General features: G+C 53.5%; 21 protein-coding genes and 1 other annotated feature. Of the genes, 10 read left to right on the top strand and 11 right to left on the bottom strand.

Annotated features, from left to right (window positions below; all coding sequences use genetic code 11):
* Positions 1–256 precede the first annotated feature (256 nt).
* Positions 257–889 (top strand): outer membrane protein OmpW, encoded by a 633-nt coding sequence (gene ompW, locus ACQE3Y_RS12035; RefSeq protein ID WP_426981758.1) that lies wholly within the window; start codon positions 257–259, stop codon positions 887–889.
* Positions 890–939: 50 nt separating this feature from the next.
* Here ompW and ACQE3Y_RS12030 read toward each other — a convergent pair whose 3' ends face one another.
* The 7 genes from ACQE3Y_RS12030 to ACQE3Y_RS12000 form a co-directional block, all read right to left on the bottom strand.
* Positions 940–1,254, bottom strand: a complete 315-nt coding sequence (locus tag ACQE3Y_RS12030; protein WP_250650062.1) for a BON domain-containing protein — start codon at positions 1,252–1,254, stop codon at positions 940–942.
* A gap of 142 nt (positions 1,255–1,396) precedes the next feature.
* Entirely contained in the window at positions 1,397–2,200 is an 804-nt protein-coding gene (gene trpA, locus ACQE3Y_RS12025) for a tryptophan synthase subunit alpha (RefSeq protein WP_426972430.1), read from the bottom strand.
* Positions 2,200–3,390, bottom strand: coding sequence for a tryptophan synthase subunit beta (trpB, locus tag ACQE3Y_RS12020; protein ID WP_426981757.1), 1,191 nt, complete (start codon positions 3,388–3,390; stop codon positions 2,200–2,202). Before trpB ends, trpA begins: the two co-directional genes overlap by 1 nt.
* A gap of 45 nt (positions 3,391–3,435) precedes the next feature.
* Complete coding sequence (trpCF, locus tag ACQE3Y_RS12015) at positions 3,436–4,794, bottom strand: bifunctional indole-3-glycerol-phosphate synthase TrpC/phosphoribosylanthranilate isomerase TrpF (RefSeq protein WP_426981756.1); 1,359 nt, start codon at positions 4,792–4,794, stop codon at positions 3,436–3,438.
* 2 nt (positions 4,795–4,796) lie between these two features.
* Entirely contained in the window at positions 4,797–5,795 is a 999-nt protein-coding gene (trpD, locus tag ACQE3Y_RS12010; protein ID WP_426981755.1) for an anthranilate phosphoribosyltransferase, read from the bottom strand.
* Positions 5,796–5,810: 15 nt separating this feature from the next.
* Positions 5,811–6,389, bottom strand: a complete 579-nt coding sequence (locus ACQE3Y_RS12005) for a glutamine amidotransferase-related protein (protein WP_250650057.1) — start codon at positions 6,387–6,389, stop codon at positions 5,811–5,813.
* On the bottom strand, positions 6,389–7,951 hold the full coding sequence (locus tag ACQE3Y_RS12000; protein ID WP_426972434.1) for an anthranilate synthase component 1: 1,563 nt from the start codon (positions 7,949–7,951) through the stop codon (positions 6,389–6,391). Before ACQE3Y_RS12000 ends, ACQE3Y_RS12005 begins: the two co-directional genes overlap by 1 nt.
* Before the next feature lie 22 nt (positions 7,952–7,973).
* Positions 7,974–8,070 (bottom strand) — a sequence feature (Trp leader region).
* 148 nt (positions 8,071–8,218) lie between these two features.
* On the opposite strand from ACQE3Y_RS12000, the gene rnm reads away from it, so the two are divergent.
* From rnm to rluB, 3 genes are all read left to right on the top strand, one after another.
* Positions 8,219–9,103, top strand: a complete 885-nt coding sequence (rnm, locus tag ACQE3Y_RS11995) for an RNase RNM (protein WP_250650055.1) — start codon at positions 8,219–8,221, stop codon at positions 9,101–9,103.
* 13 nt (positions 9,104–9,116) lie between these two features.
* The gene (locus ACQE3Y_RS11990) at positions 9,117–9,737 is read left to right on the top strand and encodes an L-threonylcarbamoyladenylate synthase (protein WP_250650054.1); all 621 of its coding nucleotides are present in this window, start codon (positions 9,117–9,119) and stop codon (positions 9,735–9,737) included.
* Between the two features lie 268 nt (positions 9,738–10,005).
* On the top strand, positions 10,006–10,890 hold the full coding sequence (gene rluB, locus ACQE3Y_RS11985; protein ID WP_426972435.1) for a 23S rRNA pseudouridine(2605) synthase RluB: 885 nt from the start codon (positions 10,006–10,008) through the stop codon (positions 10,888–10,890).
* A gap of 54 nt (positions 10,891–10,944) precedes the next feature.
* Here rluB and cobO read toward each other — a convergent pair whose 3' ends face one another.
* On the bottom strand, positions 10,945–11,538 hold the full coding sequence (gene cobO, locus ACQE3Y_RS11980; RefSeq protein WP_250650053.1) for a cob(I)yrinic acid a,c-diamide adenosyltransferase: 594 nt from the start codon (positions 11,536–11,538) through the stop codon (positions 10,945–10,947).
* A complete protein-coding gene (locus tag ACQE3Y_RS11975) occupies positions 11,538–12,299 on the bottom strand; it encodes a YciK family oxidoreductase (RefSeq protein ID WP_426972436.1) in 762 nt (253 codons plus the stop codon). Before ACQE3Y_RS11975 ends, cobO begins: the two co-directional genes overlap by 1 nt.
* Before the next feature lie 194 nt (positions 12,300–12,493).
* On the opposite strand from ACQE3Y_RS11975, the gene sohB reads away from it, so the two are divergent.
* Positions 12,494–13,543 (top strand): protease SohB, encoded by a 1,050-nt coding sequence (gene sohB / locus ACQE3Y_RS11970; protein WP_426972437.1) that lies wholly within the window; start codon positions 12,494–12,496, stop codon positions 13,541–13,543.
* A gap of 27 nt (positions 13,544–13,570) precedes the next feature.
* Here the strand turns inward: sohB and ACQE3Y_RS11965 are convergent, their stop codons facing one another.
* Entirely contained in the window at positions 13,571–13,822 is a 252-nt protein-coding gene (locus tag ACQE3Y_RS11965) for a DUF2498 family protein (RefSeq protein WP_426981754.1), read from the bottom strand.
* Positions 13,823–14,226: 404 nt separating this feature from the next.
* Here ACQE3Y_RS11965 and topA point away from each other — a divergent pair, with 404 nt between their 5' ends.
* The 5 genes from topA to acnA all read left to right on the top strand — a co-directional run bounded on the left by topA (position 14,227) and on the right by acnA (position 22,087).
* Positions 14,227–16,815 (top strand): type I DNA topoisomerase, encoded by a 2,589-nt coding sequence (topA, locus tag ACQE3Y_RS11960; RefSeq protein WP_426981753.1) that lies wholly within the window; start codon positions 14,227–14,229, stop codon positions 16,813–16,815.
* A gap of 277 nt (positions 16,816–17,092) precedes the next feature.
* Positions 17,093–18,067, top strand: coding sequence for an HTH-type transcriptional regulator CysB (gene cysB / locus ACQE3Y_RS11955; protein ID WP_085071605.1), 975 nt, complete (start codon positions 17,093–17,095; stop codon positions 18,065–18,067).
* Positions 18,068–18,564: 497 nt separating this feature from the next.
* The gene (locus tag ACQE3Y_RS11950) at positions 18,565–18,726 is read left to right on the top strand and encodes a YmiA family putative membrane protein (protein ID WP_085071606.1); all 162 of its coding nucleotides are present in this window, start codon (positions 18,565–18,567) and stop codon (positions 18,724–18,726) included.
* Between the two features lie 2 nt (positions 18,727–18,728).
* On the top strand, positions 18,729–18,893 hold the full coding sequence (locus tag ACQE3Y_RS11945) for a hypothetical protein (RefSeq protein WP_250650048.1): 165 nt from the start codon (positions 18,729–18,731) through the stop codon (positions 18,891–18,893).
* A 518-nt stretch (positions 18,894–19,411) separates the two neighbouring features.
* A complete protein-coding gene (acnA, locus tag ACQE3Y_RS11940) occupies positions 19,412–22,087 on the top strand; it encodes an aconitate hydratase AcnA (protein ID WP_426972440.1) in 2,676 nt (891 codons plus the stop codon).
* A gap of 58 nt (positions 22,088–22,145) precedes the next feature.
* Here the strand turns inward: acnA and ribA are convergent, their stop codons facing one another.
* Entirely contained in the window at positions 22,146–22,739 is a 594-nt protein-coding gene (ribA, locus tag ACQE3Y_RS11935) for a GTP cyclohydrolase II (protein ID WP_426972441.1), read from the bottom strand.
* Positions 22,740–22,940: the final 201 nt, after the last annotated feature.

The following is a 22,940-nucleotide window of genomic DNA, read 5'->3' as shown; positions in this document are numbered from 1 at the left end:
CCCCTCCGAGGCATCGAACCAAAATCACACGGGAAGATCAGCAAAATAATCTTTCATGTAACGTCCTGCAACGGGAATTTCACAGGTGTTACCGCTTTGTTTATTGATCTAAATCAATGTTGCCTTTTTTAAGCGCTATGGAAAATTTGATCTACATGATTTTTCAGCCGTTTCGTTGTAAAAGGGGCTTCTGACACTTTTTTCTTACTTATGAGTGGGTAGGGGTTAATCCCTTTTAATTACACAAGGAGTAGTTATGAAACGAGCTGCATTAGCGTTGGCGTTCCTCTCGGCATTTCCGGTTATTGCCAGCGCCCATCAGGCGGGCGACTTTTTTATACGTGCGGGTAGCGCGACGGTTCGTCCCTCTGAAGGATCGGATAACGTGCTGGGAATGGGCTCTTTTGACGTTGATAACAATACGCAGCTTGGTCTGACGTTCACCTGGATGGCCACCGATAATATTGGCATAGAGCTGCTGGCGGCGACACCGTTTCGCCATAAAGTCGGCCTCGCCGCGACGGGCACGCTGGCAACCGTACGTCAGCTTCCGCCAACGCTAATGGCGCAATATTACTTTTTTGACAGCAACAGTAAGCTGCGTCCTTATGTCGGTGCCGGGATTAACTACACCACCTTTTACGATACCGATTTTAACCAGACCGGGCGCGACGCGGGCCTGAGCGATCTCAGTGTAAAAAATTCATGGGGGATGGCCGGTCAGGTGGGACTGGATTATGAAATCGATCAAGACTGGATACTGAATATGTCTGTCTGGTATATGGATATTGATACCGAGGTCAAATTCAAAGCGGGCGGTCAGCAGCAGAATATTGATACGCGTATTGATCCCTGGGTGTTCTTCTTTGGCGTGGGTTACCGCTTCTGATTGCGCTGCTAAACGCATAAGGCCGCTGGCATAGCGGCCTGAGCGGAAGATTATTTAATTTGCATATTATTGACCACCGATTTCACGCCCGGCACGCGGCGCGTCACTTCTACCGCATGGTTAGCCATCTGCGGCGAAGAAACAAAGCCGCTGAGCTGTACCCGACCTTTAAAGGTCTCCACATTTATTTCACGTGCTTTCAGTGATTCATCGCCCAGGAACTGAGACTTCACCTTGGTGGTGATCACCGTGTCATCAATATATCCCCCGGTTCCTTCCTGGGTGGAAGTCGGGGCGCAGGCGCTCAGCATCATGGCTACCGCCGCCGCAGCCACTGTTCCGGTAAACAATTTAACAGCTTTCATATCGCTACTCCCTGTCATAAAAAAGGCGTTGCCGCTTCGATTAGCGGCACATTAAGTGTGGTAGACAATAGTGGGAAATACAAACGGGCAGGGGAAAAGGCCCAAATAAAGAGTGCCTTACCAGAGGCAAGGCACAGAGGATTTAGCGGGTAGCCGCTTTTAGCTCGCTGACAAAACGTTTCAGCTCGGCAAGCATCACTTCCGGTTCGGCGTGGTGCTTCTCGATAATTTTTACAATGGCCGAGCCGGAAATTGCGCCGTCTGCGCCAGCCGCAATCGCCTCTTTTACCTGCGAGGGTTCTGAAATGCCGAAACCTTGCAGCGTCGGCGCGGCATGGTACTCTCGCAGCTTGTCGATTAAATGCTTTAACGGCAGGCTGGCGCGCTTCTCCGCTCCGGTAACGCCGGCACGCGACAAAAGATAGATATAACCACGTCCGTAAGAAGCGACCGCGCGCAGCAAATCATCATCGGCGTTAGGCGGGCAGATAAATATCGGCGCGATATTGTGACGCATCGCTGCCTGACGGAAAGGGCCTGACTCTTCAACCGGCACGTCGGCAACCAGCACCGAATCGACGCCAGCCTGCTCGCAGCGGGCATAAAATTCATCGACGCCGTTAGTAAACACCAGGTTTGCGTACATCAGCAGCCCAATCGGTAAATCGGGATATTTCTGACGTATGGTCGTCAGCATCTCAAAACATTGCGCCGGCGTGGTTCCGGCGGCAAAAGCGCGCAGCGTGGCGTTTTGAATCGTCGGCCCATCCGCCAGCGGATCAGAGAAGGGAATACCTAACTCAAGGGCGTCGGCACCAGCAGCCACCAGCGTATCGATAATCTGCAAAGAGAGCTCCGGCGAGGGATCGCCCAGCGTGACGAAAGGAACAAAAGCGCCTTCTTTGCTGGCCTGCAGACGTTTAAACAGCTGTTCATAACGTTCCATTAGATCTCTCCCTGCGCTTTCAGAATATCGTGAACGGTAAAAATATCTTTGTCGCCGCGGCCGGAAAGGTTAACCACCAGCAGCTGCTCTTTTTCTGGATCTTGCTGAATCATTTTCAGGGCCCAGGCCAGCGCATGCGCTGATTCCAGAGCCGGGATAATACCTTCCGCCCGGCAAAGCTGTTTAAAAGCCGCCAGCGCTTCGTTATCGGTAATGGATACATATTCCGCGCGGCCAATGCTGTTCAGATGTGCATGCTGCGGTCCCACCGACGGGAAATCCAGCCCGGCGGAAATGGAATAGGACTCTTCAATCTGACCATCCTCAGTCTGCATCATCGGTGCCTTCATGCCGAAATAGATGCCAACCCGTCCATGCTTCAGCGGTGCGCCATGCTCGCCGGTTTCAATACCGTGCCCGGCAGGCTCAACGCCAATCAGGCCGACATCTTTCTCATCAATAAAGTCGGCAAACATACCGATAGCGTTTGAGCCGCCGCCCACGCAGGCAATCACCGCATCCGGCAGACGTCCTTCAGCCTGCATGATCTGCGCTTTGGTCTCTTCGCCAATCATCCGCTGAAACTCACGCACAATAGTAGGATAAGGATGCGGCCCTGCGGCGGTGCCGAGCATATAGTGCGCGGTCTCATAGCTGCCGGACCAGTCACGCAGCGCTTCATTACAGGCATCCTTCAGCGTCGCGGAGCCACTGTGAACCGGGATCACTTCGGCGCCCATCAAACGCATGCGGAAAACATTGGGCGACTGACGTTCAACATCTTTTGCGCCCATATAGATACGGCATTTCAGGCCCAGCAGGGCGCTGGCAAGGGCCGAGGCGACGCCATGCTGACCCGCGCCGGTTTCGGCAATGATTTCTGTTTTGCCCATCCGTTTCGCCAGCAGTGCCTGGCCCAGGACCTGGTTAGTTTTATGCGCGCCGCCGTGCAGCAAATCTTCACGCTTCAGATAGAGACGCGTTTTAGTGCCTTTGGTCAGATTCTGGCAACGCGTCAGCGCAGTGGGACGCCCAGCGTAATTTTTCAGCAGATCGTTAAACTCTGCCTGAAAATCGGCATCGCGTTGGGCGCTAACAAAGGCCTCTTCCAGCTGGCGCAGCGCAGGCATCAGAATTTGTGGAACATACATGCCGCCAAATTCGCCAAAGTAGGGGTTCAGTAATGTCATGTGCGTTATTTTCCTTATCACCGCCCGCGGTGCGGACGTTTGCTGTCAGTAGGCGCGCAGCGTTTGAAAAACTGCGGCGATCTTTTCGGCATCCTTGATGCCCGGCGCGCTTTCAACACCGGAATTAAAATCGAGTCCGGCGCAGCCCAGCTGCGCTGCCGATACGCAATTATCTGCACCGAGACCGCCCGCCAGCAGCACATTATCCAGCTGCTGACCGGTGAGTAATGACCAGTCGAAACGCTGGCCGCTGCCGCCAGCGCCATTATCAAAAACATAGCGATCGACATGGGCGAGATTGCGCGTCGGAAGCCGATTGCTCACGCTAAGCGCTTTCCAGATTGCGATTTCTGGCGGCAGTTCAGCGCGCAGCGTATCAATATAATCCTGATCTTCACTGCCGTGCAGCTGAACGGCGCTCAGGGAGAGTGCTCGGCTGGTTGTGACAACGTCACTGATTGCCGCATTGCGGAACACGCCCACGTAGCCCAAAGGGGCCGCTGCAATCACCCGTCGCGCCTGGGCAATATCAACTTTACGCGGCGATCCCTCAGCGAAAATCAAGCCGCCATAAATGGCGCCTGCCTGCCAGGCCGCAAAGGCATCTTCTGGTCGGGTCAGGCCGCAAACTTTGTTATCTCCCAGCAGCACGCGTCGTACCGCCAGATGAAGATCCGCTTCGCTCATCAGGGCGGAGCCGATTAAAAAACCGCTGGCAAAACGGCTCAGCTCACGAACCTGCGCATAGCTCTTGATGCCAGATTCACTGATTACCGTGACGCCGTGACCACATCGTGGCGCCAGCTGGCGGGTACGATCCAGATTAACCGACAGGTCACGCAGGTCGCGGTTATTGATACCCACAACTCTGGCGTTCAGCGCCAGCGCGCGCTCCAGTTCAGCTTCGTTACTGACTTCGGTCAGAATTCCCATTTCCAGGCTGTGCGCCACCGCCGCCAGCTGACGATACTGTTCATCATCCAGCACGGAAAGCATCAGCAATACCGCATCGGCCTGATAAAAGCGCGCCAGGTAAATCTGCCAGGGATCGATAATAAAATCTTTGCACAGCACCGGCTGGCTAACCGCTGCGCTCACCAGCGGCAGGTAGTCAAAACTGCCCTGAAACCACGCCTCGTCGGTGAGCACGGAAATGGCTGACGCATAATCTTTATAAACTTCAGCTATGGCTACCGGATCGAAATCGGCACGGATCACCCCTTTGGAGGGCGATGCTTTTTTACACTCAAGAATAAAAGCGGTGCGGGCGCCCTGTAGCGCATGATAAAAACTGCGGGTTGAGGGCACCAGTTGCTGCTGAAAAGAGGTCAGCGGCTGGAGCTTCTTGCGATTTTCCACCCACAGCCTTTTATCCCGGATGATTTCATTCAGTACGGTTTGCATCTCTAGCCTCTTGCTGCCAGCGCGACAACGCGCTCGTAAGCCTGACCGCTCGCAATCGCTTTCAGCGCGCGCTGAGCATTATCACGTAAATCCTCATTGCCGAAAATTTTCAATAACATAGCAACGTTAACCGCCACGGCGTGCTGGTGCGCCTGCTCGCCTTTACCCTGGAGCAATTGCGTCAGAATGTCACGGTTTTCTTCCGGCGACCCGCCTGCCAGCGACTCTTTAGTATGATACGGCAGGCCGAAATCATCTGGGGTCAGCTGATAGCTGGTGATATCGCCGTCGCGCAGTTCCGCAACCTGCGTGGCGCTGTGAATAGCCACCTCGTCCATACCCCCACCGTGAACCACCGCCGCACGCTGATAGCCCAGCACACGCAGCGTTTCCGCAATCGGCAACACCAGTTCCGGACTGTAAACGCCAATCACCGCCAGCGGCGGGCGCGCCGGATTAATTAGCGGTCCCAGCACGTTAAACAACGTCCGACTTTTTAACTGCTGGCGTACCGGCATCGCATGGCGAAAACCGGTGTGATACTGCGGAGCGAACAGAAAACAGACGTTAAGATCATCCAGCGCCTGACGCGCCTGTTCAGCCGGTAAATCCAGGCTGATACCGAACGCCGCCAGCAGATCGGACGAGCCGGACTTGCTGGAGACGCTACGGTTACCGTGCTTGGCCACCTTTAAACCGCAGGTTGCTGCGACAAAAGCGCTGGCGGTGGAGATATTAATGCTGTTGCTGCCGTCGCCGCCGGTGCCGACAATATCGGCAAAGGCGTAGTCGGGGCGCGGAAAGGGACGTGCGTCCGCCAGCAGAGCCGATGCGGCACCGGCGATCTCCTCCGGACGTTCGCCGCGTACTTTCATCGCTATCAGCGCTGCCGCCAGCTGCGTTGGTTCCAGTTGGCCGGTGATAATAGCGCTAAACAGCTGGTGGCTTTCTGCCCGGGTTAGCATCAGCCCCTGATAAAGTTTCTCCAGAATATGTTGCATCCTTTTCTCCTTAGCTTATGCCAGCGCCCAGGCCAGAGTTTGTTCCAGCAGGCGCGCGCCCTGCGTGGTCAGAATTGATTCCGGATGAAACTGAAAGCCGCATACCCGGTCAGCATCGTGGCGCACGGCCATCACCATCTCGTTAAATGTGGCGTTGATAGTCAGTTCGTCAGGCGTATTGCTGCCTACCAGCGAGTGATAACGCGCGACCGGCAGCGGATTACTCAGCCCGGCAAACATCGCCTGGTTATCATGGGTAACAGCGGAGGCTTTACCGTGCAGAATTTCACCGGCCTGACCAACGTGACCGCCGTAAGCTTCAATAATCGCCTGATGACCCAGGCAGATACCGATAATCGGCAGGCGACCGCGCAGACGCTGTAACAGCTCAGGCATACATCCCGCCTCAGCCGGTGCGCCAGGGCCAGGCGATAGCATCAGCACCGGGTTTTCCATCTGTTGCAGGCGCGCAATCAGGGTATCGGCCGGCACAGTGTTGCGGTAAATCACCACGCGATGACCAAAGGTACGGAGCTGATCGACCAGGTTGTAGGTGAAAGAGTCGATATTATCGAGCAGCAGAATATCAGCCATTAGAACGTCTCCTGGCAATGATGAGCGGTGGCGATGGCGCGCAAAACGGCGCGCGCTTTGTTGCGGCTTTCATCCGCTTCGGCCTGCGGCTGTGAATCCAGCACCACGCCAGCCCCCGCCTGAACGGTAGCGATGCCATCTTCAACATAAGCCGAACGGATCACAATGCAGGTATCCAGGTCGCCGCTGGCGGTGAAATAGCCGACCGCGCCACCGTATACGCCGCGCCGCGTGCCTTCCGCACCGGCAATCAATTGCATGGCGCGTACTTTCGGCGCGCCGCTCAGGGTGCCCATATTCATACAGGCACGATAGGCATGCAGCACATCCAGATCCTGGCGCAGCGTGCCCACTACGCGTGAAACCAAATGCATAATAAAGGTATAGCGATCCACCTTGGTGAGATCGGCAACGTAGCGGCTGCCGGGCTCGCAGATGCGCGCCAGGTCGTTACGCGCTAAATCAACCAGCATCAGATGTTCTGCCAGCTCTTTATGGTCGGTCCGCATCTCCAGCTCAATGCGGCTGTCTAAATCGCGATCCAGCGAGCCATCGGCATGGCGACCACGCGGACGCGAACCGGCAATTGGATAGATTTCAATCTGGCGCGAGGCGGCGTCATATTTCAGCGAGCTTTCCGGAGAAGCGCCGAACAGCGTGAAGTCGCGATCCTGCATAAAAAACATATAGGGGCTGGGATTATTGTTTTTCAGCGTTTCGTAAGCCGCCAGCGGCGACGGGCAGGGCAGAGAGAAACGGCGTGACGGCACCACCTGAAAAATTTCGCCCACACGGATCGCCTGCTGCATATTGCGTACCACCTCGCAATACTCTTCATCGCTCTGGCTACAGCTCAGCGTCATCTGCTCAACGCGCTGTACCGGCAGCGGCTGGGGAGGCTGTAACATCTGTTCATGCAGTTGATGAATGCGGCGCTGCAGGCGCTGGAATTCATCGGTAGAGGGAGCAAACAGGCTGGCCTGCAGGCGTGCGCTCTGATGCTGATGATCCAGCACCAGCAGCGTCTCGGCCAGATAGAAGCAATAATCCGGGCAGCGCTGCTCATTTCGTAAGGCGGGCAGCGGCTCGAAGCCGGCCACTAAATCGTAGGCGAACAGTCCGCCGAGCAGCATCGACTCGCGCTCATCCTGCGGCGCGTCCACCAGCTGAACAATCAGGCGCAGCGCATCAAAAACCGACAGGGATTTCAGCCGTGAGTCCTCGTCCTGGGTGCCGCCTGTTTCAGGAAATAGCAGCTCGCGACCATCGGGACGGTGCTGATTACTCACCTCAGCGGGCAACGCAGCATCCAGCAGCGGCAGCAATTGACGGCCATTTTCCGAGAGCGCCTGCACGGTAACACGGTTGCCGAGGGCGGTAATGCGCAGCGCGCTGTCAACAATCAGCAGGCTTTTCAGGTTACGTTTACTGTCAATATCCGCCGATTCCAGCAGCAGCGTAGCCGGGCGGGCGCCGCACAGCTGATGGAAAACCGCAGCGGGATCTTCACGATAGGGGGCCGAGCCGGTAATCACTTTCAATCCAGGTTTTGCATTCAACATAATCGGTTCTCTAAAATCGCTCAAAAAAAAGCCCGCATCGGCGGGCTCAGGTATCAGCATGTGATCAATACAGATGCGTGACATCGTCGCCCTTCAGCAGAAGTGCGCCACCATCCCATCATCAATTTATGCTTAAACATCATCATGGATACCCCCGCGTGAACTTGTGTACTAGTTAACGGGTTCAGGGGTTGATTGTCAATACTTTTTTATATAGCGGTTAATCCGTTATGATGCGTCGACGTTTTATGTTTTTCAGGAGTTATTTTGACCGCAACCACGCCAATAAGCGCCTTTCCCATTTACGATCTACACAGCCATACCCGCGCATCGGATGGTCTGTTATCCCCTCAGGAACTGGTGCTGCGCGCCGTTGAAATGCGCGTTGGCGTACTGGCGATTACCGATCACGATAGCGTGGCCGGCTTAGCCGCCGCCAGAGAAGCGATTACACAGCAGGCGCTGCCGCTGCACTTGATTGATGGCGTAGAGGCTTCCACGCTGTGGGAAAATCATGAAATTCATATTGTGGGATTAGGCATCGATCCCGCGCACCCGGTCATCACCGAATTTTTGGCCGGGCAGAATGAATGTCGCATGGCGCGCGCCAGGCTTATGGCCGAGCGGCTGGAAAAGGCGCAGATCCCAGGCGCGCTTGAAGGCGCGCTGGCGTTAGCCGCAGGCGGGGCGATCACGCGCGGCCATTTTGCCCGCTGGCTAATCGCCCAGGGTAAAGCCGACAATATGGCCCAGGTATTCAAACATTATCTGGCGCGCGGCAAAACCGGCTACGTGCCGCCACAATGGTGTACAATTAAACAAGCCGTTGATGCTATTCATCATTCCGGTGGTTATGCGGTATTGGCGCACCCGGGGCGTTATGGTTTATCAGCCAAATGGCTGAAACGCCTGATCGCCCATTTCGCCGAAATTGGGGGCGACGCTATGGAAGTTGCGCAGTGCCAGCAACCGCCAAACGAACGCAGCCAACTGGGACGCTATGCACAGGAATATCAGCTGGCGGCGTCGCAGGGCTCTGATTTTCATCAACCCTGTCCGTGGATAGAGCTGGGTAAAAAGCTGTGGCTGCCGGGCGGCGTGGAAGCCGTATGGTCCCGCTTTCCCACATTAATGCCCTCCACGGAAAGGTGATAAGAGGTTAGCTATGAGTCAGATGTTTCATATTCATCCCGACAATCCACAGCCGCGCCTGATTGGCCAAGCCGTTGATGCGCTGAATAAAGGCGGCGTGATCGTTTATCCTACCGATTCAGGCTATGCGCTGGGCTGTCGGCTGGAAGATAAAAACGCCATGGAGCGTATCTGCCGTATTCGTCAGCTGGATGGCAATCATAATTTTACTCTGGTTTGCCGCGATCTTTCTGAGCTGTCAACCTATGCGCATGTGGATAACAGCGCGTTTCGGCTGATTAAAAACAACACGCCGGGTAACTACACCTTTATTCTGAAAGGGACCAAAGAGGTACCGCGTCGTTTGATGAATGACAAGCGTAAAACCATTGGCCTGCGCGTGCCCTCTAATCCGGTGGCGCTGGCGCTGCTGGAGGCGCTCAATGAGCCCATGATGTCAACCTCATTGATGCTGCCCGGCAATGACTTTACCGAGTCCGACCCGGAAGAGATTGAAGATCGTATCGGCAAGCTGGTGGACCTGATTATTGACGGCGGCACGCTGGGACAGCAGCCGACCACGGTGGTTGACTTAACCAGCGATACGCCAGAAGTCATTCGGGAAGGCGTCGGCGACATCCGTCCTTTCCGCTAAACCCTGACCGGCGTTAAGCGCCGGTCAATGCAGCTGGAGAAAAGGGCGGCGGATGGAAAGCCATCAGCAGCACTATCAATCCGCTCTGAAAGCGCGCGTGCAGGAAACACAGGCAAGTCGGTAAACTTCATGTATACTGTGCGGCCACATTGCACCGGGTCGCCATAAAAAGGCGGACTCAGCGCAATCCCTCCTTTCAGGTTATGGCTCGCCACGCCGTGACAGAAGCAATAAACGACGCCTGTGAAGGCGACAGTGAGGCAGCTCAATGAGCGAAAAGTTACAAAAAGTATTGGCGCGGGCCGGGCATGGCTCTCGTCGTGAAATAGAAACCATGATTTCTGCCGGGCGCATTAGCGTAGACGGCAAACTGGCGACGTTAGGCGATCGTATTGAACCCAACGCCACGGTAAAAATTCGTATTGATGGTCATGTCGTCTCCGTTAGTGAATCCAACCAGCAGGTTTGCCGCGTACTGGCTTACTACAAGCCGGAAGGCGAGCTCTGTACCCGCAACGATCCCGAAGGGCGTCCGACGGTGTTCGATCGTCTGCCACGCCTGCGCGGTGCGCGCTGGATTGCTGTAGGGCGTCTGGATGTCAACACCTGCGGTCTGTTGCTGTTTACCACCGATGGCGAACTGGCTAACCGTTTGATGCACCCCAGCCGTGAAGTAGAGCGTGAATATGCGGTACGCGTATTCGGGCAGGTTGATGATGCGAAAATTCGTCAGCTGAGCCTGGGCGTACAGCTGGAAGATGGTCCAGCCTCGTTCCGCACCATTAAGTTCACCGGCGGTGAAGGGATCAACCAGTGGTACAACGTTACCCTGACCGAAGGGCGCAACCGTGAGGTTCGTCGTCTGTGGGAAGCCGTTGGCGTTCAGGTAAGCCGTCTGATTCGCGTACGTTACGGCGATATCATGTTACCCAAGGGATTACCGCGTGGCGGCTGGACCGAGCTGGATCTGCAGCCGGTTAACTATCTGCGTGAGCTGGTAGAATTGCCGCCGGAAACCATCAGCAAGGTGCCGGTAGAAAAAGATCGTCGTCGTACCAAGGCGAACCAGATCCGTCGCGCAGTGAAGCGCCATACGCAGGTAAGCGGCAATCGTCGTCCGGCAAAGCGCGGCGAAAGCCCTAAACGCGGTTAAGCGTTAACGCGGAAAGCGTATGAAAAGGCATCCTTCGGGATGCCTTTTCTTTTTCTACCAGTCGATGCCCTGTTGCGCCTGGATACCGGCGTCAAAGGCATGTTTAACCGGCCGCATTTCGCTGACCGTATCCGCCAGCGCCAGAATATCGCGGTGGCAGCCGCGCCCGGTAATAATCACGCTTTGATGAGCGGGGCGCTGCTGGAGCGCAGCGATAACCTCTGCCAGCGGAAGGTAATCGAAGCTGAGCATATAGGTTATTTCATCCAGAATGACCAAATCGAGCATGGGGTCCTGCAGCATACGCCGCGCATGCTGCCAGACGGCAAGGCAGGCCTCGGTATCCGCCGCGCGATCCTGCGTTTCCCAGGTAAACCCGGTTGCCATAACCTGGAACTCAACGCCGTGTGCTTCCAGCAGGTTACGCTCGCCGTTGGGCCACTCGCCTTTGATAAACTGAATCACGCCAACTTTTTTCTGATGTCCTGCCGCCCGCGTTGCGGTACCGAATGCGGCGGTGGTTTTCCCTTTGCCGTTGCCGGTAAACACCATCAGAATGCCACGGGTTTCGCTGGCGGCGGCGATGCGGGCGTCAACCTGTTCTTTCAGGCGCTGCTGCCGCTGCTGGTGACGATCCTGCGCGGCCATTATTCTGCTGGTCCTGGCTTGCGTCCCGGCTGTGCATCAAAGCTGATGCCGGTTTTGCGGCGGCTGTCGTCGCCCATCAGATAAAGATAGATAGGCATGATTTCCGCTGGTGTTTTCAGCTTGTCCGCATCTTCTTCCGGGAAGGCGCTGGCGCGCATTTTGGTGCGGGTACCGCCAGGATTAATGCAGTTAACCCGCAGATTACGATTCTTATACTCTTCCGCCAGCACCTGCATCATGCCTTCGGTAGCAAACTTTGATACAGCGTAAGCGCCCCAGCCAGAGCGACCCACACGGCCAACGCTGGAACTGGTGAAAACCAGCGACCCCGACTCTGCGTTCAGCAACAGCGGCAGCAGCGCCTGGGTCAGGAAAAAGGTGGCATCGACATTGACGCGCATCACCTGTTGCCATATCTCTGGCGCAAGATCGGCAAGCGGCACGATTTCGCCCAGCAGACCGGCATTATGAAGCACGCCATCCAGGCGCGGGACCTGCTGCGCCAGTTCACTGGCGAACTGATGGCAGCTCTCCGGCGTCACCGTAGCCAGATCGAGAACACGCATCAGCGGCGTCGCTTTGCCCAGTGCGCTGATTTCATCACAGACGCGCTGCAATTTTTCTGCATTGCGCCCCAGCAGGATAACCTGCGCGCCATAGCGCGCGTAGGTGAGCGCCGCTTCACGTCCAATACCATCGCTGGCGCCGGTAACAAGGATAATTCGTTGATCAAGCAGATCGCTTTTCGGTTGATAATGCAAAACGTCTTCCTCGGCGAGTAAGGGTTCAGCGCGGGGCTGAGAAGATCTAAGCAGGAGTTATGCCTGAAAAATATCGCCAGTTCAATGTCGCTGCGCCCATATCCCCGCGGCGAGCCGCTTTACAGGCGACGAAGCAGACCGACTCGGCTACACTACGCTCTGGTTTCAAAAGGACATCAACAAAGGCGGATCGAATGGATTTACTGTTCTCCTATGCACTATTTTTAGCAAAAATCGTTACCGTTGTGGTTGCTGTGGCAGCGATAGCCCTGATACTGGTTAACGCTACGCAACGTAAGCGCGGGCAAAGCGGGCAGCTGCAGGTCACCCAGCTTAACGAGCGCTACCGTGAAATGAAAAAAGCGATGCTGCTGGCGTTACTGCCGCCGCAGGAGCAAAAGCTGCGTCAGAAAGCGGAAAAGAAAAAGCAGAAGCAGGAAGCGAAAACGGCTAAGCAGCAGGCGAAGCAGGGCCTGCCCGGCGCAGAACATAAACCTGTGCTGTATGTTCTGGATTTCAAAGGCAGCATGGATGCCGGTGAGGTCACCTCTTTGCGGGAAGAAATTTCTGCAGTACTGGCGGTGGCGCGTGAGCAGGATGAAGTGCTGCTGCGGCTGGAAAGTCCGGGTGGTGTGGTGCACGGCTACGGGCTGGCGGCTTCGCAGCTGCAGCGTCTGCGGGAAAAAAATATTCGCTTAACGGTCGCGGTGGATAAAGTCGCTGCCAGCGGCGGCTATATGATGGCCTGCGTGGCCGATCGCATTATCGCCGCGCCTTTTGCCATTATTGGATCGATTGGCGTGGTGGCACAGGTGCCAAACTTCAATCGTTTGCTGAAGCGCAACAATATTGATGTGGAACTGCACACCGCCGGAGAATATAAGCGTACGCTGACCTTATTTGGCGAAAATACCGAGCAGGGTCGTAATAAGTTTCGCGAAGATCTCAATGAAACGCATCTGCTGTTTAAACAGTTTGTTCAGCAAATGCGCCCGGTATTAGATATCGATCGGGTGGCGACCGGTGAACATTGGTATGGCAGCCAGGCGCTGGAAAAACAGCTGATTGATGGGCTGGGAACCAGCGACGATCTTATTATCGAACGCATGGAGCATTTCAGCGTGGTCAGCGTGCGTTATATGCGCCGTAAAAAGCTGATGGATCGCTTTACGCAAAGCGCCGCCGACAGTGCCGCTCGTCAGTTGCTGAAACTGTGGCAGCGTGGCGACAAGCCGCTGCTGTAACTCCCTCACGCCCGGCTGGTCCGGGCGTTAATCGGCCAGATGATATTTCTCTGAAAGCCCCACCGTCAGCGCTTTAAAAATGTTAAATACCGCCGTGCTTTTAACGGTAGGCAGCCCGTTTTCATCCAAAAAATAGTCGCCGCGAAAAATCAGCAGCTGACCATTTTGTTCCACTTCGCTGGCTTCGATACCGGCAAAATAATCGTCATGTTCACGGATTAGCGCATTGGCTTTTTCGAGTATTTCTCCGCGAGATAGCGCGACCGTTTTTGCGTTCATTATTTAACCCCATTTTGACAGATTATAATTCTCTTCTATATTACTGGCCTGACGTCGCTAACCGCAAATAGAGTATGGATATTCTGGCGGCGGGAAAAATCGCCAAAAGTGGCGTAAAACCAGGCGAGATGCTAATTAAGTTGCGTATCCGATTTTATCAGGTACAGTGTGGGCGTTTCAGTGTCCGGGCGTAAAAATGACTTTACGCAAGTAGCAATGAGCGTCGGGTTCCGGCTAAAATCGTCTGCTAATCAGTACCATAAGCTGTCGTATATTAGGTTGCTTGCTTCAAATCAGGCCAGGTTGAATTCTTTTTGATTCGCTCATATAGGTTGACACGCTGACTGGCAACGCTGGAAAACGCCATCATTACATTCGGACGTATTCATCAGGTAAAGGTAAATATGGGTAAAGCTCTCGTAATAGTCGAGTCCCCGGCAAAGGCCAAAACGATTAATAAATATCTCGGTAAAGACTACGTGGTTAAGTCCAGCGTGGGTCATATACGTGATTTGCCGACAAGTGGCTCGACGGTGAAAAAGAGCGCTGACGCTCGGCCTGCCAAAAAAGCGAAGAAAGACGAAAAGACGGCGCTGGTTAACCGTATGGGCGTCGATCCGTGGCACGGCTGGAAAGCTGACTATCAAATTTTGCCCGGTAAAGAAAAAGTTGTTGCTGAGCTGAAAGCGCTGGCGCAGGAAGCCGATCATATCTATCTCGCAACCGACCTTGACCGCGAAGGGGAAGCCATCGCCTGGCACCTGCGGGAAGTGATCGGCGGCGACGACAAACGCTTCAGCCGCGTGGTGTTTAACGAAATTACCAAAAATGCAATTCGTCAGGCTTTTGATAAGCCAGGCGAGCTCAATATTGAGCGCGTGAATGCTCAACAGGCCCGCCGTTTTATGGATCGCGTGGTGGGTTACATGGTTTCCCCGCTGCTGTGGAAAAAGATCGCCCGTGGGTTATCCGCCGGACGCGTTCAGTCCGTTGCCGTACGGCTGGTGGTAGAGCGCGAGCGTGAAATCAAAGCCTTCGTACCGGAAGAGTATTGGGAGTTAAGCGCTGATCTCACCACGCCGAAGGGCAGCGACTTGCCGATGCAGGTGACTCACCAGAGTGAGAAACCATTCCGACCGGTTAATAAAGAACAGACGCAGGCGGCGGTTAGCCTGCTGGAAAAAGCGCGTTTTCGCGTAGAAGATCGTGAGGACCGGCCAACCAGCAGCAAGCCGGGCGCGCCTTTTATTACCTCTACGCTGCAGCAGGCGGCCAGTACCCGCCTGGGCTTTGGCGTTAAAAGAACCATGGCGCTGGCGCAGCGTTTGTACGAAGCGGGCCATATTACCTATATGCGTACCGACTCTACTAACCTGAGCCAGGATGCCGTCGCGATGGCACGCGGCTATATCGAATCAAATTTCGGCGATAAGTATCTGCCGAAAACAGCTAACGCCTACGCCAGCAAAGAGAACTCTCAGGAAGCGCACGAAGCGATACGCCCCTCTGACGTAACCATTCAGGCCGAACAGCTGAAGGATATGGAAGCGGATGCCCAGAAGCTTTATCAGCTTATCTGGCGTCAGTTTGTTGCCTGCCAGATGATGCCGGCGCAGTATGATTCCACCACGCTGACGGTAGCGGCTGGCGATTTCAAATTGAAAGCCAAAGGGCGCATCCTGCGCTTTGACGGCTGGACAAAAGTGATGCCTGCGCTGCGCAAAGGCGATGAAGATCGTATTCTGCCAGCCATTGAGATTGGCGATGAGCTGAGCCTGCAGCAGCTGAATCCAAGCCAGCACTTTACCAAGCCGCCGGCGCGCTTCAGCGAAGCCTCGCTGGTGCGGGAGCTGGAAAAACGCGGTATCGGTCGTCCTTCTACCTATGCATCGATTATTTCGACCATTCAGGATCGTGGCTACGTACGCGTGGAAAGCCGCCGTTTCTATGCGGAAAAAATGGGTGAAATTGTTACCGATCGGCTGGAAGAGAACTTCCGCGATCTGATGAGCTATGATTTTACCGCGCATATGGAAGATAACCTTGATCAGGTTGCCAACGATCAGGCTGAATGGAAAGCGGTACTGGATAATTTCTTCGCCGATTTCAGCAAACAGCTGGACCAGGCGGAAAAAGATCCGGAAGAGGGCGGCATGCAGCCCAACCCGATGGTGTTGACGTCCATCGACTGTCCGACCTGTGGTCGTGAAATGGGCATTCGCACCGCCAGCACCGGCGTCTTCCTTGGCTGTTCCGGCTATGCCTTACCGCCGAAAGAGCGCTGTAAGCAAACCATCAATCTGATTCCGGAAAATGAAGTTCTGAATATTCTGGAAGGGGATGATGCGGAAACCAACGCGCTGCGTGCGCGTCGTCGCTGTCAGAAGTGCGGCACCGCGATGGATAGCTACCTGATTGATAATCATCGCAAGCTGCACGTGTGTGGTAATAACCCCAGCTGTGATGGTTATGAGATTGAACAGGGCGAGTTCCGTATCAAGGGCTATGACGGGCCGATTGTTGAATGCGAAAAGTGTGGTTCCGAAATGCACCTGAAAATGGGGCGCTTTGGCAAATACATGGCCTGCACCAATGACGAGTGTAAGAACACCCGTAAAATTCTGCGTAATGGCGAAGTTGCGCCGCCGAAAGAAGATCCGGTGCCGCTACCGGAACTGCCCTGTGAAAAATCGGACGCCTATTTTGTGCTGCGTGACGGTGCGGCAGGCGTGTTCCTGGCAGCCAATACTTTCCCTAAATCGCGTGAAACCCGTGCGCCGCTGGTGGAAGAACTGCAACGCTTCCGCGATCGGTTACCGGAAAAGCTGCGTTATCTTGCCGATGCGCCCGCCACGGATGATAAAGGCAACAAAACGCTGGTACGCTTTAGTCGTAAAACCAAACAGCAGTATGTCAGCTCCGAAAAAGAGGGCAAAGCCACCGGCTGGTCAGCTTTTTACGTTGATGGCGCATGGCGTGTGACAGAAAAATAAGCCGCATTTTTTCTACTGTTACTCAGCGCTAATAGAAAAGAAATGCGAAGCTACAGTTAAATTTGTGCTACCGCCTCAGGGCCAGTCTTTGACTGGCCTTTTCTTTTTGTTTTGCTTATAGCTAAAAGCTATACATCAAACATAAAAATGTTATAGTTGTTATAGCAGTAATTCTGATATTTCCTGTCGCTATAACTCGCCCGCCAGGCGCCTTTTCCTGAGAGTTTTCCCGGGTCGCGCGCGGGTTTAGTGCGTACTTTATCCGGGATAAACAACTATGAAATTGCAACAGCTGCGTTACATCGTGGAAGTAGTTAATCATAATCTGAATGTCTCATCGACTGCGGAAGGGCTTTATACCTCGCAGCCTGGTATCAGTAAGCAGGTGCGTATGCTGGAGGATGAGCTGGGCATTCAGATATTTGCGCGCAGCGGTAAACATCTGACCCAGGTGACGCCTGCAGGCGAAGAGATTATCCGCATTGCGCGTGAAGTGCTCTCTAAGGTCGATGCCATCAAATCAGTGGCCGGTGAACACACCTGGCCCGATAAAGGCTCGCTGTATGTCGCCACCACGCACACCCAGGCGCGTTATGCGCTTCCTGGCGTAATCAAAGGCTTTATTGAGCGTTACCCGCGCGTTTCGCTGCATATGCATCAGGGGTCGCCAACTCAGATTGCCGAAGCGGTATCCAAAGGGAACGCGGATTTCGCTATTGCCACTGAAGCACTGCATCTCTACGACGACCTTATCATGCTGCCTTGCTACCACTGGAATCGCGCCATTGTAGTCACGCCCGATCATCCGCTGGCAGGAAAAAGCGATGTCACTATTGAGGAACTGGCGGAATATCCGCTGGTAACCTACACCTTTGGCTTTACCGGTCGCTCAGAACTGGATACAGCGTTCAATCGTGCCGGCCTGACGCCGCGTATTGTCTTTACGGCTACCGATGCAGATGTGATTAAAACCTATGTGCGGCTTGGGCTGGGCGTGGGTGTTATCGCCAGTATGGCGGTTGACCCGGTAGCCGATCCCGATCTGGTTCGTATTGAAGCCGCAGATATTTTCACAAACAGCACCACCAAAATCGGGTTTCGTCGCAGTACCTTCCTGCGTAGCTATATGTATGATTTCATTCAACGTTTTGCGCCGCATTTAACGCGAGACGTGGTTGATACAGCGGTGGCGCTACGCTCAAATGAAGATATTGAAGCCATGTTTAAAGATATCCGTCTGCCTTTTAAATAGAATAACCTTATTTATTGAGTGGAATTAAGGCCGCTGCTGCGGCCTTTTGTCTTTAATACCAGCTAATTGCACAAATTTTGGAATCTTTAGGATCATTTTTCTGTAAATGAAACATTCATCACATGTTTTTCAATTGTTATTAATTAAATGAGAAACAGTACACATTTTCATGCGGGGAATTTTGCGCACTGCCAGGACAATTCTCATACTCAAGTTAAATCGAACCCGTAACAGCAGCCAGTAAGGGATTCAGAAAATTTTTCTCAAGTATTAACTGGATCTATAAGTTATTTTCTTACTGTAATTTGAGTTAAAGGAAGATTAAAAAAGGGGAATGAAGTTAAGCATCACTAATACGATCTTTAGCGAACGATAAATTGTACTTATCGTTTAACTCAACAAAAATAGCTGGATTTTTGGTCTTAAAATGTTTAGGATTTCTCCTAAAAGCTGATTGAAGTTACCAATCGTTTTAATGAGAGTGATTATCAAAAACTATGGCTATGAGAATTTCAATACAACCTGGCGTACAGGGTAATGCCACTAAGGTGGCAAAAAGTGGCAGCAGCATCCGTCGCAAAGCCTGGTTGGCAGTATTTGCAGCGTGTGGCCTGTTCTGGACTGTTGTTGCCTTAATGGTTTGGCAAATCTGGAGTTAATTATGTGGGAACAAGCATTGCCGCTTAAAACGCAGCCGGTTCGCAAATTAAAAACGGCCAGCTGTAAACCCAAAGTACAGGATAAAGCGACGATTCCGGAATCATGGAATCTTAATGACGCGCAGCGCAGTTTTATTGAATTGATGCTAGATAACAACAATAAATAAACTATAACTATTCGTATTTATCTAAAATAATAAAATAATTATTCATTTCGACCTTTCTGTTGATCGGCAAACCGATCGGGGCACTGTACTTCGCCCGATAAAATTAACCAATTACAGCATTCGGTAGAATCTATTAATGTTTTTTAATAGATTCAATGTTCAGTGACTTATTGGTCGGAAATCGACCTGAGAGGGTGCCTAATGAATATTACTTTTTTTCCGTTGTTTAGCGCTTCCGCCTATTCCTTATTAGTCTGGATGGCCGCTGCCTGGCTTTTAATGCAATAAGTTATTTCTCTCTCTGGTTCTCCGTCCAAACGCCCCGTCTGTTTACTGCGGGGCGTTTTGCTTTTCTTTTTCCCTCGTACGTTTCCATTTTCCGCCTTGCTGTTTCCTGTTTTTTCCTGTGAATGTGTCGATTCGTGTTGTTATAAAAACGTTAACCACAGTTTGTACTATGTTTAACACAGACCTTGTTAAGCATCGGGTTATTAAGCGCATTATAAAAAGGAGGAGCTATGTCGTTATCCCTGCGCGATAAAAGTCAGGACACGCTGGATGTAGATGGGCAACGCTACCATTTTTATAGTCTTCCACGTGCCGCTCAGCAGCTGGGCGATCTCTCCCGTTTACCCAAGTCACTGAAAGTGTTACTGGAAAACCTGCTACGCTGGCAGGATGAGAGTTCTGTTACCGCTGATGATATTCAGGCGCTTGCCGACTGGCAAAAAAGCGCCCATGCCGATCGTGAAATCGCTTATCGCCCTGCACGTGTACTGATGCAGGATTTTACCGGCGTCCCCGCTGTGGTTGATTTGGCGGCCATGCGCGAAGCGGTTAAGCGTCTGGGTGGCGATGTAGCGAAAGTAAATCCGCTTTCACCAGTTGATCTGGTTATCGACCACTCCGTGACCGTTGACCGCTTCGGGGATGATAATGCCTTTGAAGAAAATGTCCGGCTGGAAATGGAGCGCAACCACGAGCGCTACGTTTTTCTGCGCTGGGGGCAAAAGGCTTTCGATAAATTCCGCGTCGTGCCGCCCGGCACCGGCATTTGCCATCAGGTTAACCTGGAATATTTAGGCCAGGCTGTGTGGCATGAAGAGCAGGATGGCAAGCGTGTCGCTTATCCCGATACCTTAGTCGGCACCGATTCCCATACCACCATGATCAACGGCCTTGGCGTATTAGGGTGGGGCGTTGGCGGTATTGAGGCGGAAGCGGCGATGTTGGGTCAACCGGTATCGATGCTAATCCCGGACGTAGTGGGATTTAAGCTCACGGGAAAATTACGTGCAGGCATTACCGCCACTGACCTGGTGCTGACCGTAACGCAAATGCTGCGTAAACAGGGTGTTGTCGGCAAGTTTGTAGAGTTTTATGGCGACGGGCTGGATGATTTGCCGCTGGCGGATCGCGCCACCATCGCTAATATGGCACCCGAGTATGGCGCTACCTGTGGTTTTTTCCCTATCGATCATGTCACCATCGGCTATATGAAACTGACCGGCCGCAGCAGCGAACAGGCTGCTTTGGTAGAAGCCTATGCTAAGGCGCAGGGATTATGGCGCGAGCCGGGTGAAGAGCCGATTTTTACCAGCACCCTGGCCCTGGACATGAATGAAGTGGAAGCCAGCCTTGCTGGTCCAAAGCGTCCGCAGGATCGCGTTTCCCTGGGCGACGTGCCGCAGGCTTTCCAGCAAAGTAACGAGCTGGAAGTGAATCGTGCGCAAAAAGCCCATCATGGGGTCACTTACCGTGACGGTGAGCAGGAACATGAATTAACCGACGGCGCAGTGGCTATCGCTGCCATTACCTCCTGTACCAATACCTCCAACCCAAGCGTGCTGATGGCCGCCGGCCTGCTGGCGAAAAAAGCGGTCTCGCTTGGTTTGCAGCGTAAGCCCTGGGTGAAAGCTTCTCTGGCGCCCGGTTCCAAAGTGGTATCCGATTATCTGGCTACCGCGCGTTTGACCCCTTATCTCGATAAGCTCGGCTTTAATCTGGTGGGCTACGGCTGCGCTACCTGTATTGGTAACTCGGGACCGCTGCCGGAAAATATTGAAAGCGCAATCAAAGAGGGCGATCTGACGGTCGGTGCCGTGCTTTCGGGCAATCGTAACTTTGAAGGCCGTATTCATCCGCTGATCAAAACCAACTGGCTGGCTTCACCGCCGCTGGTTGTTGCCTACGCGCTGGCGGGTAATATGAATATCAACCTGCAGAGCGAGCCGCTGGGAGAGGATAAAACCGGCAAGCCGGTATATTTGCGTGATATCTGGCCAACGCCTGATGAAATCACCGCGGCGGTACAGCAGGTTTCCAGCGATATGTTCCTGAAAGAGTATTCAGAAGTTTTTGATGGCACGCCGGAATGGCAGCAGATCAAAGTCAGTGAGGCAGCCACTTACGACTGGGATGAAGGCTCAACCTACATCCGCCTGTCGCCTTTCTTTGATGATATGGAAAAAACGCCCAAGCCGGTGCAGGACATCAAAGGCGCGCGCATTCTGGCAATGCTGGGCGACTCGGTGACAACCGACCATATCTCTCCGGCAGGCAGCATCAAGGCGGAAAGCCCCGCGGGTCGCTATTTGCTTGAGCGAGGCGTGGAGCGCGGTGACTTTAACTCGTATGGCTCAAGGCGTGGTAACCATGAGGTTATGATGCGCGGTACATTCGCCAATATTCGTATTCGCAACGAAATGGTGCCGGGAGTGGAAGGCGGCATCACGCGTGTAGTGCCAAATGGCGAGCAGATGTCGATTTATGACGCTGCGATGGTTTATCAGCAGCAGGGCGTACCGCTGGCGGTGATTGCAGGTAAAGAGTATGGCTCTGGCTCCAGCCGCGACTGGGCAGCGAAAGGGCCGCGTCTGCTTGGCGTTCGGGTGGTTATCTGTGAATCCTTTGAACGTATTCACCGTTCCAACCTGATCGGTATGGGCATTTTACCGCTGGAGTTTCCGCAGGGCGTAACACGAAAAACGTTAAACCTGAGTGGCGAAGAGCTGATTGATATTGAAAATCTGCGTGACTTGCAGCCCGGCGGTACGGTGAAAGTGACTATTACGCGCCCGGACGGCAGCCGGGAAGAGCTGGACACGCGCTGCCGTATCGATACCGGCAATGAACTCACCTATTACCAGAACGACGGCATATTGCATTATGTGATTCGTAATATGCTGAATTAACCAGACGCCGGGCATTCATCTACACGCGCATGATGCGACGGAATGCCCGGCAGACTTATCAGGATTTGGGCAGCAGATGGCCCATTTTCTCTGCTTTAGTGTCCAGATAGTGCGCATTCTTGGGGTTACGCCCCACAATCAGCGGTACCCGCTCAACGATATTGATCCCGGCTTCGCTCAGAATCTCCACTTTGCGTGGATTGTTGGTTAATAACCGCACTTCATCAACGCCCAGTAGCTTAAACATATCGGCACACAGGGTAAAATCACGCTCATCGGCGGCAAATCCCAGCTGGTGATTCGCTTCAACGGTATCGTAGCCTTTATCCTGCAGCGCATAAGCGCGGATCTTATTCAACAGGCCAATATTACGGCCTTCCTGACGATGATAAAGCAGAACGCCACGGCCTTCTTCAGCAATGGCGTTCAGGGCAGCTTCCAGCTGGAAACCACAGTCGCAGCGCAGGCTGAACAGCGCATCGCCGGTCAGGCATTCAGAATGCACACGCGCCAGTACGGCTTCATTGTTATTAACATCACCAAATACCAGCGCGACGTGGTCGTGGCCGGTAGCCAATTCTTCGAATCCCACCATGAGGAAATCGCCCCAGGGCGTGGGCAGTTTAGCTTCTGCCACCCGTTTAAGCTGCATGTGACTCTCCAGAACCATATTAGGTTGCGCTATCATCAAGGTAGCGCCTGTTGGTCAGGCTGACCGAAAACATGGCGTCTATTTTGCCATAACCCGTCTGCGTACGGGTAATACGTCACGACGATTAATGTGATAACGCACGATTATCTAAGTATTCATGGTTATGTTGTTCATTTGTAAGCTATTATTAAAAGCTATTCG

This window comes from Pantoea sp. FN0305 (assembly GCF_050113845.1).
Taxonomy (GTDB): domain Bacteria; phylum Pseudomonadota; class Gammaproteobacteria; order Enterobacterales; family Enterobacteriaceae; genus Mixta; species Mixta alhagi.
Note: the sequence above shows the minus strand (reverse complement) of the source record. Positions and strands in the feature narration are given on the sequence as shown.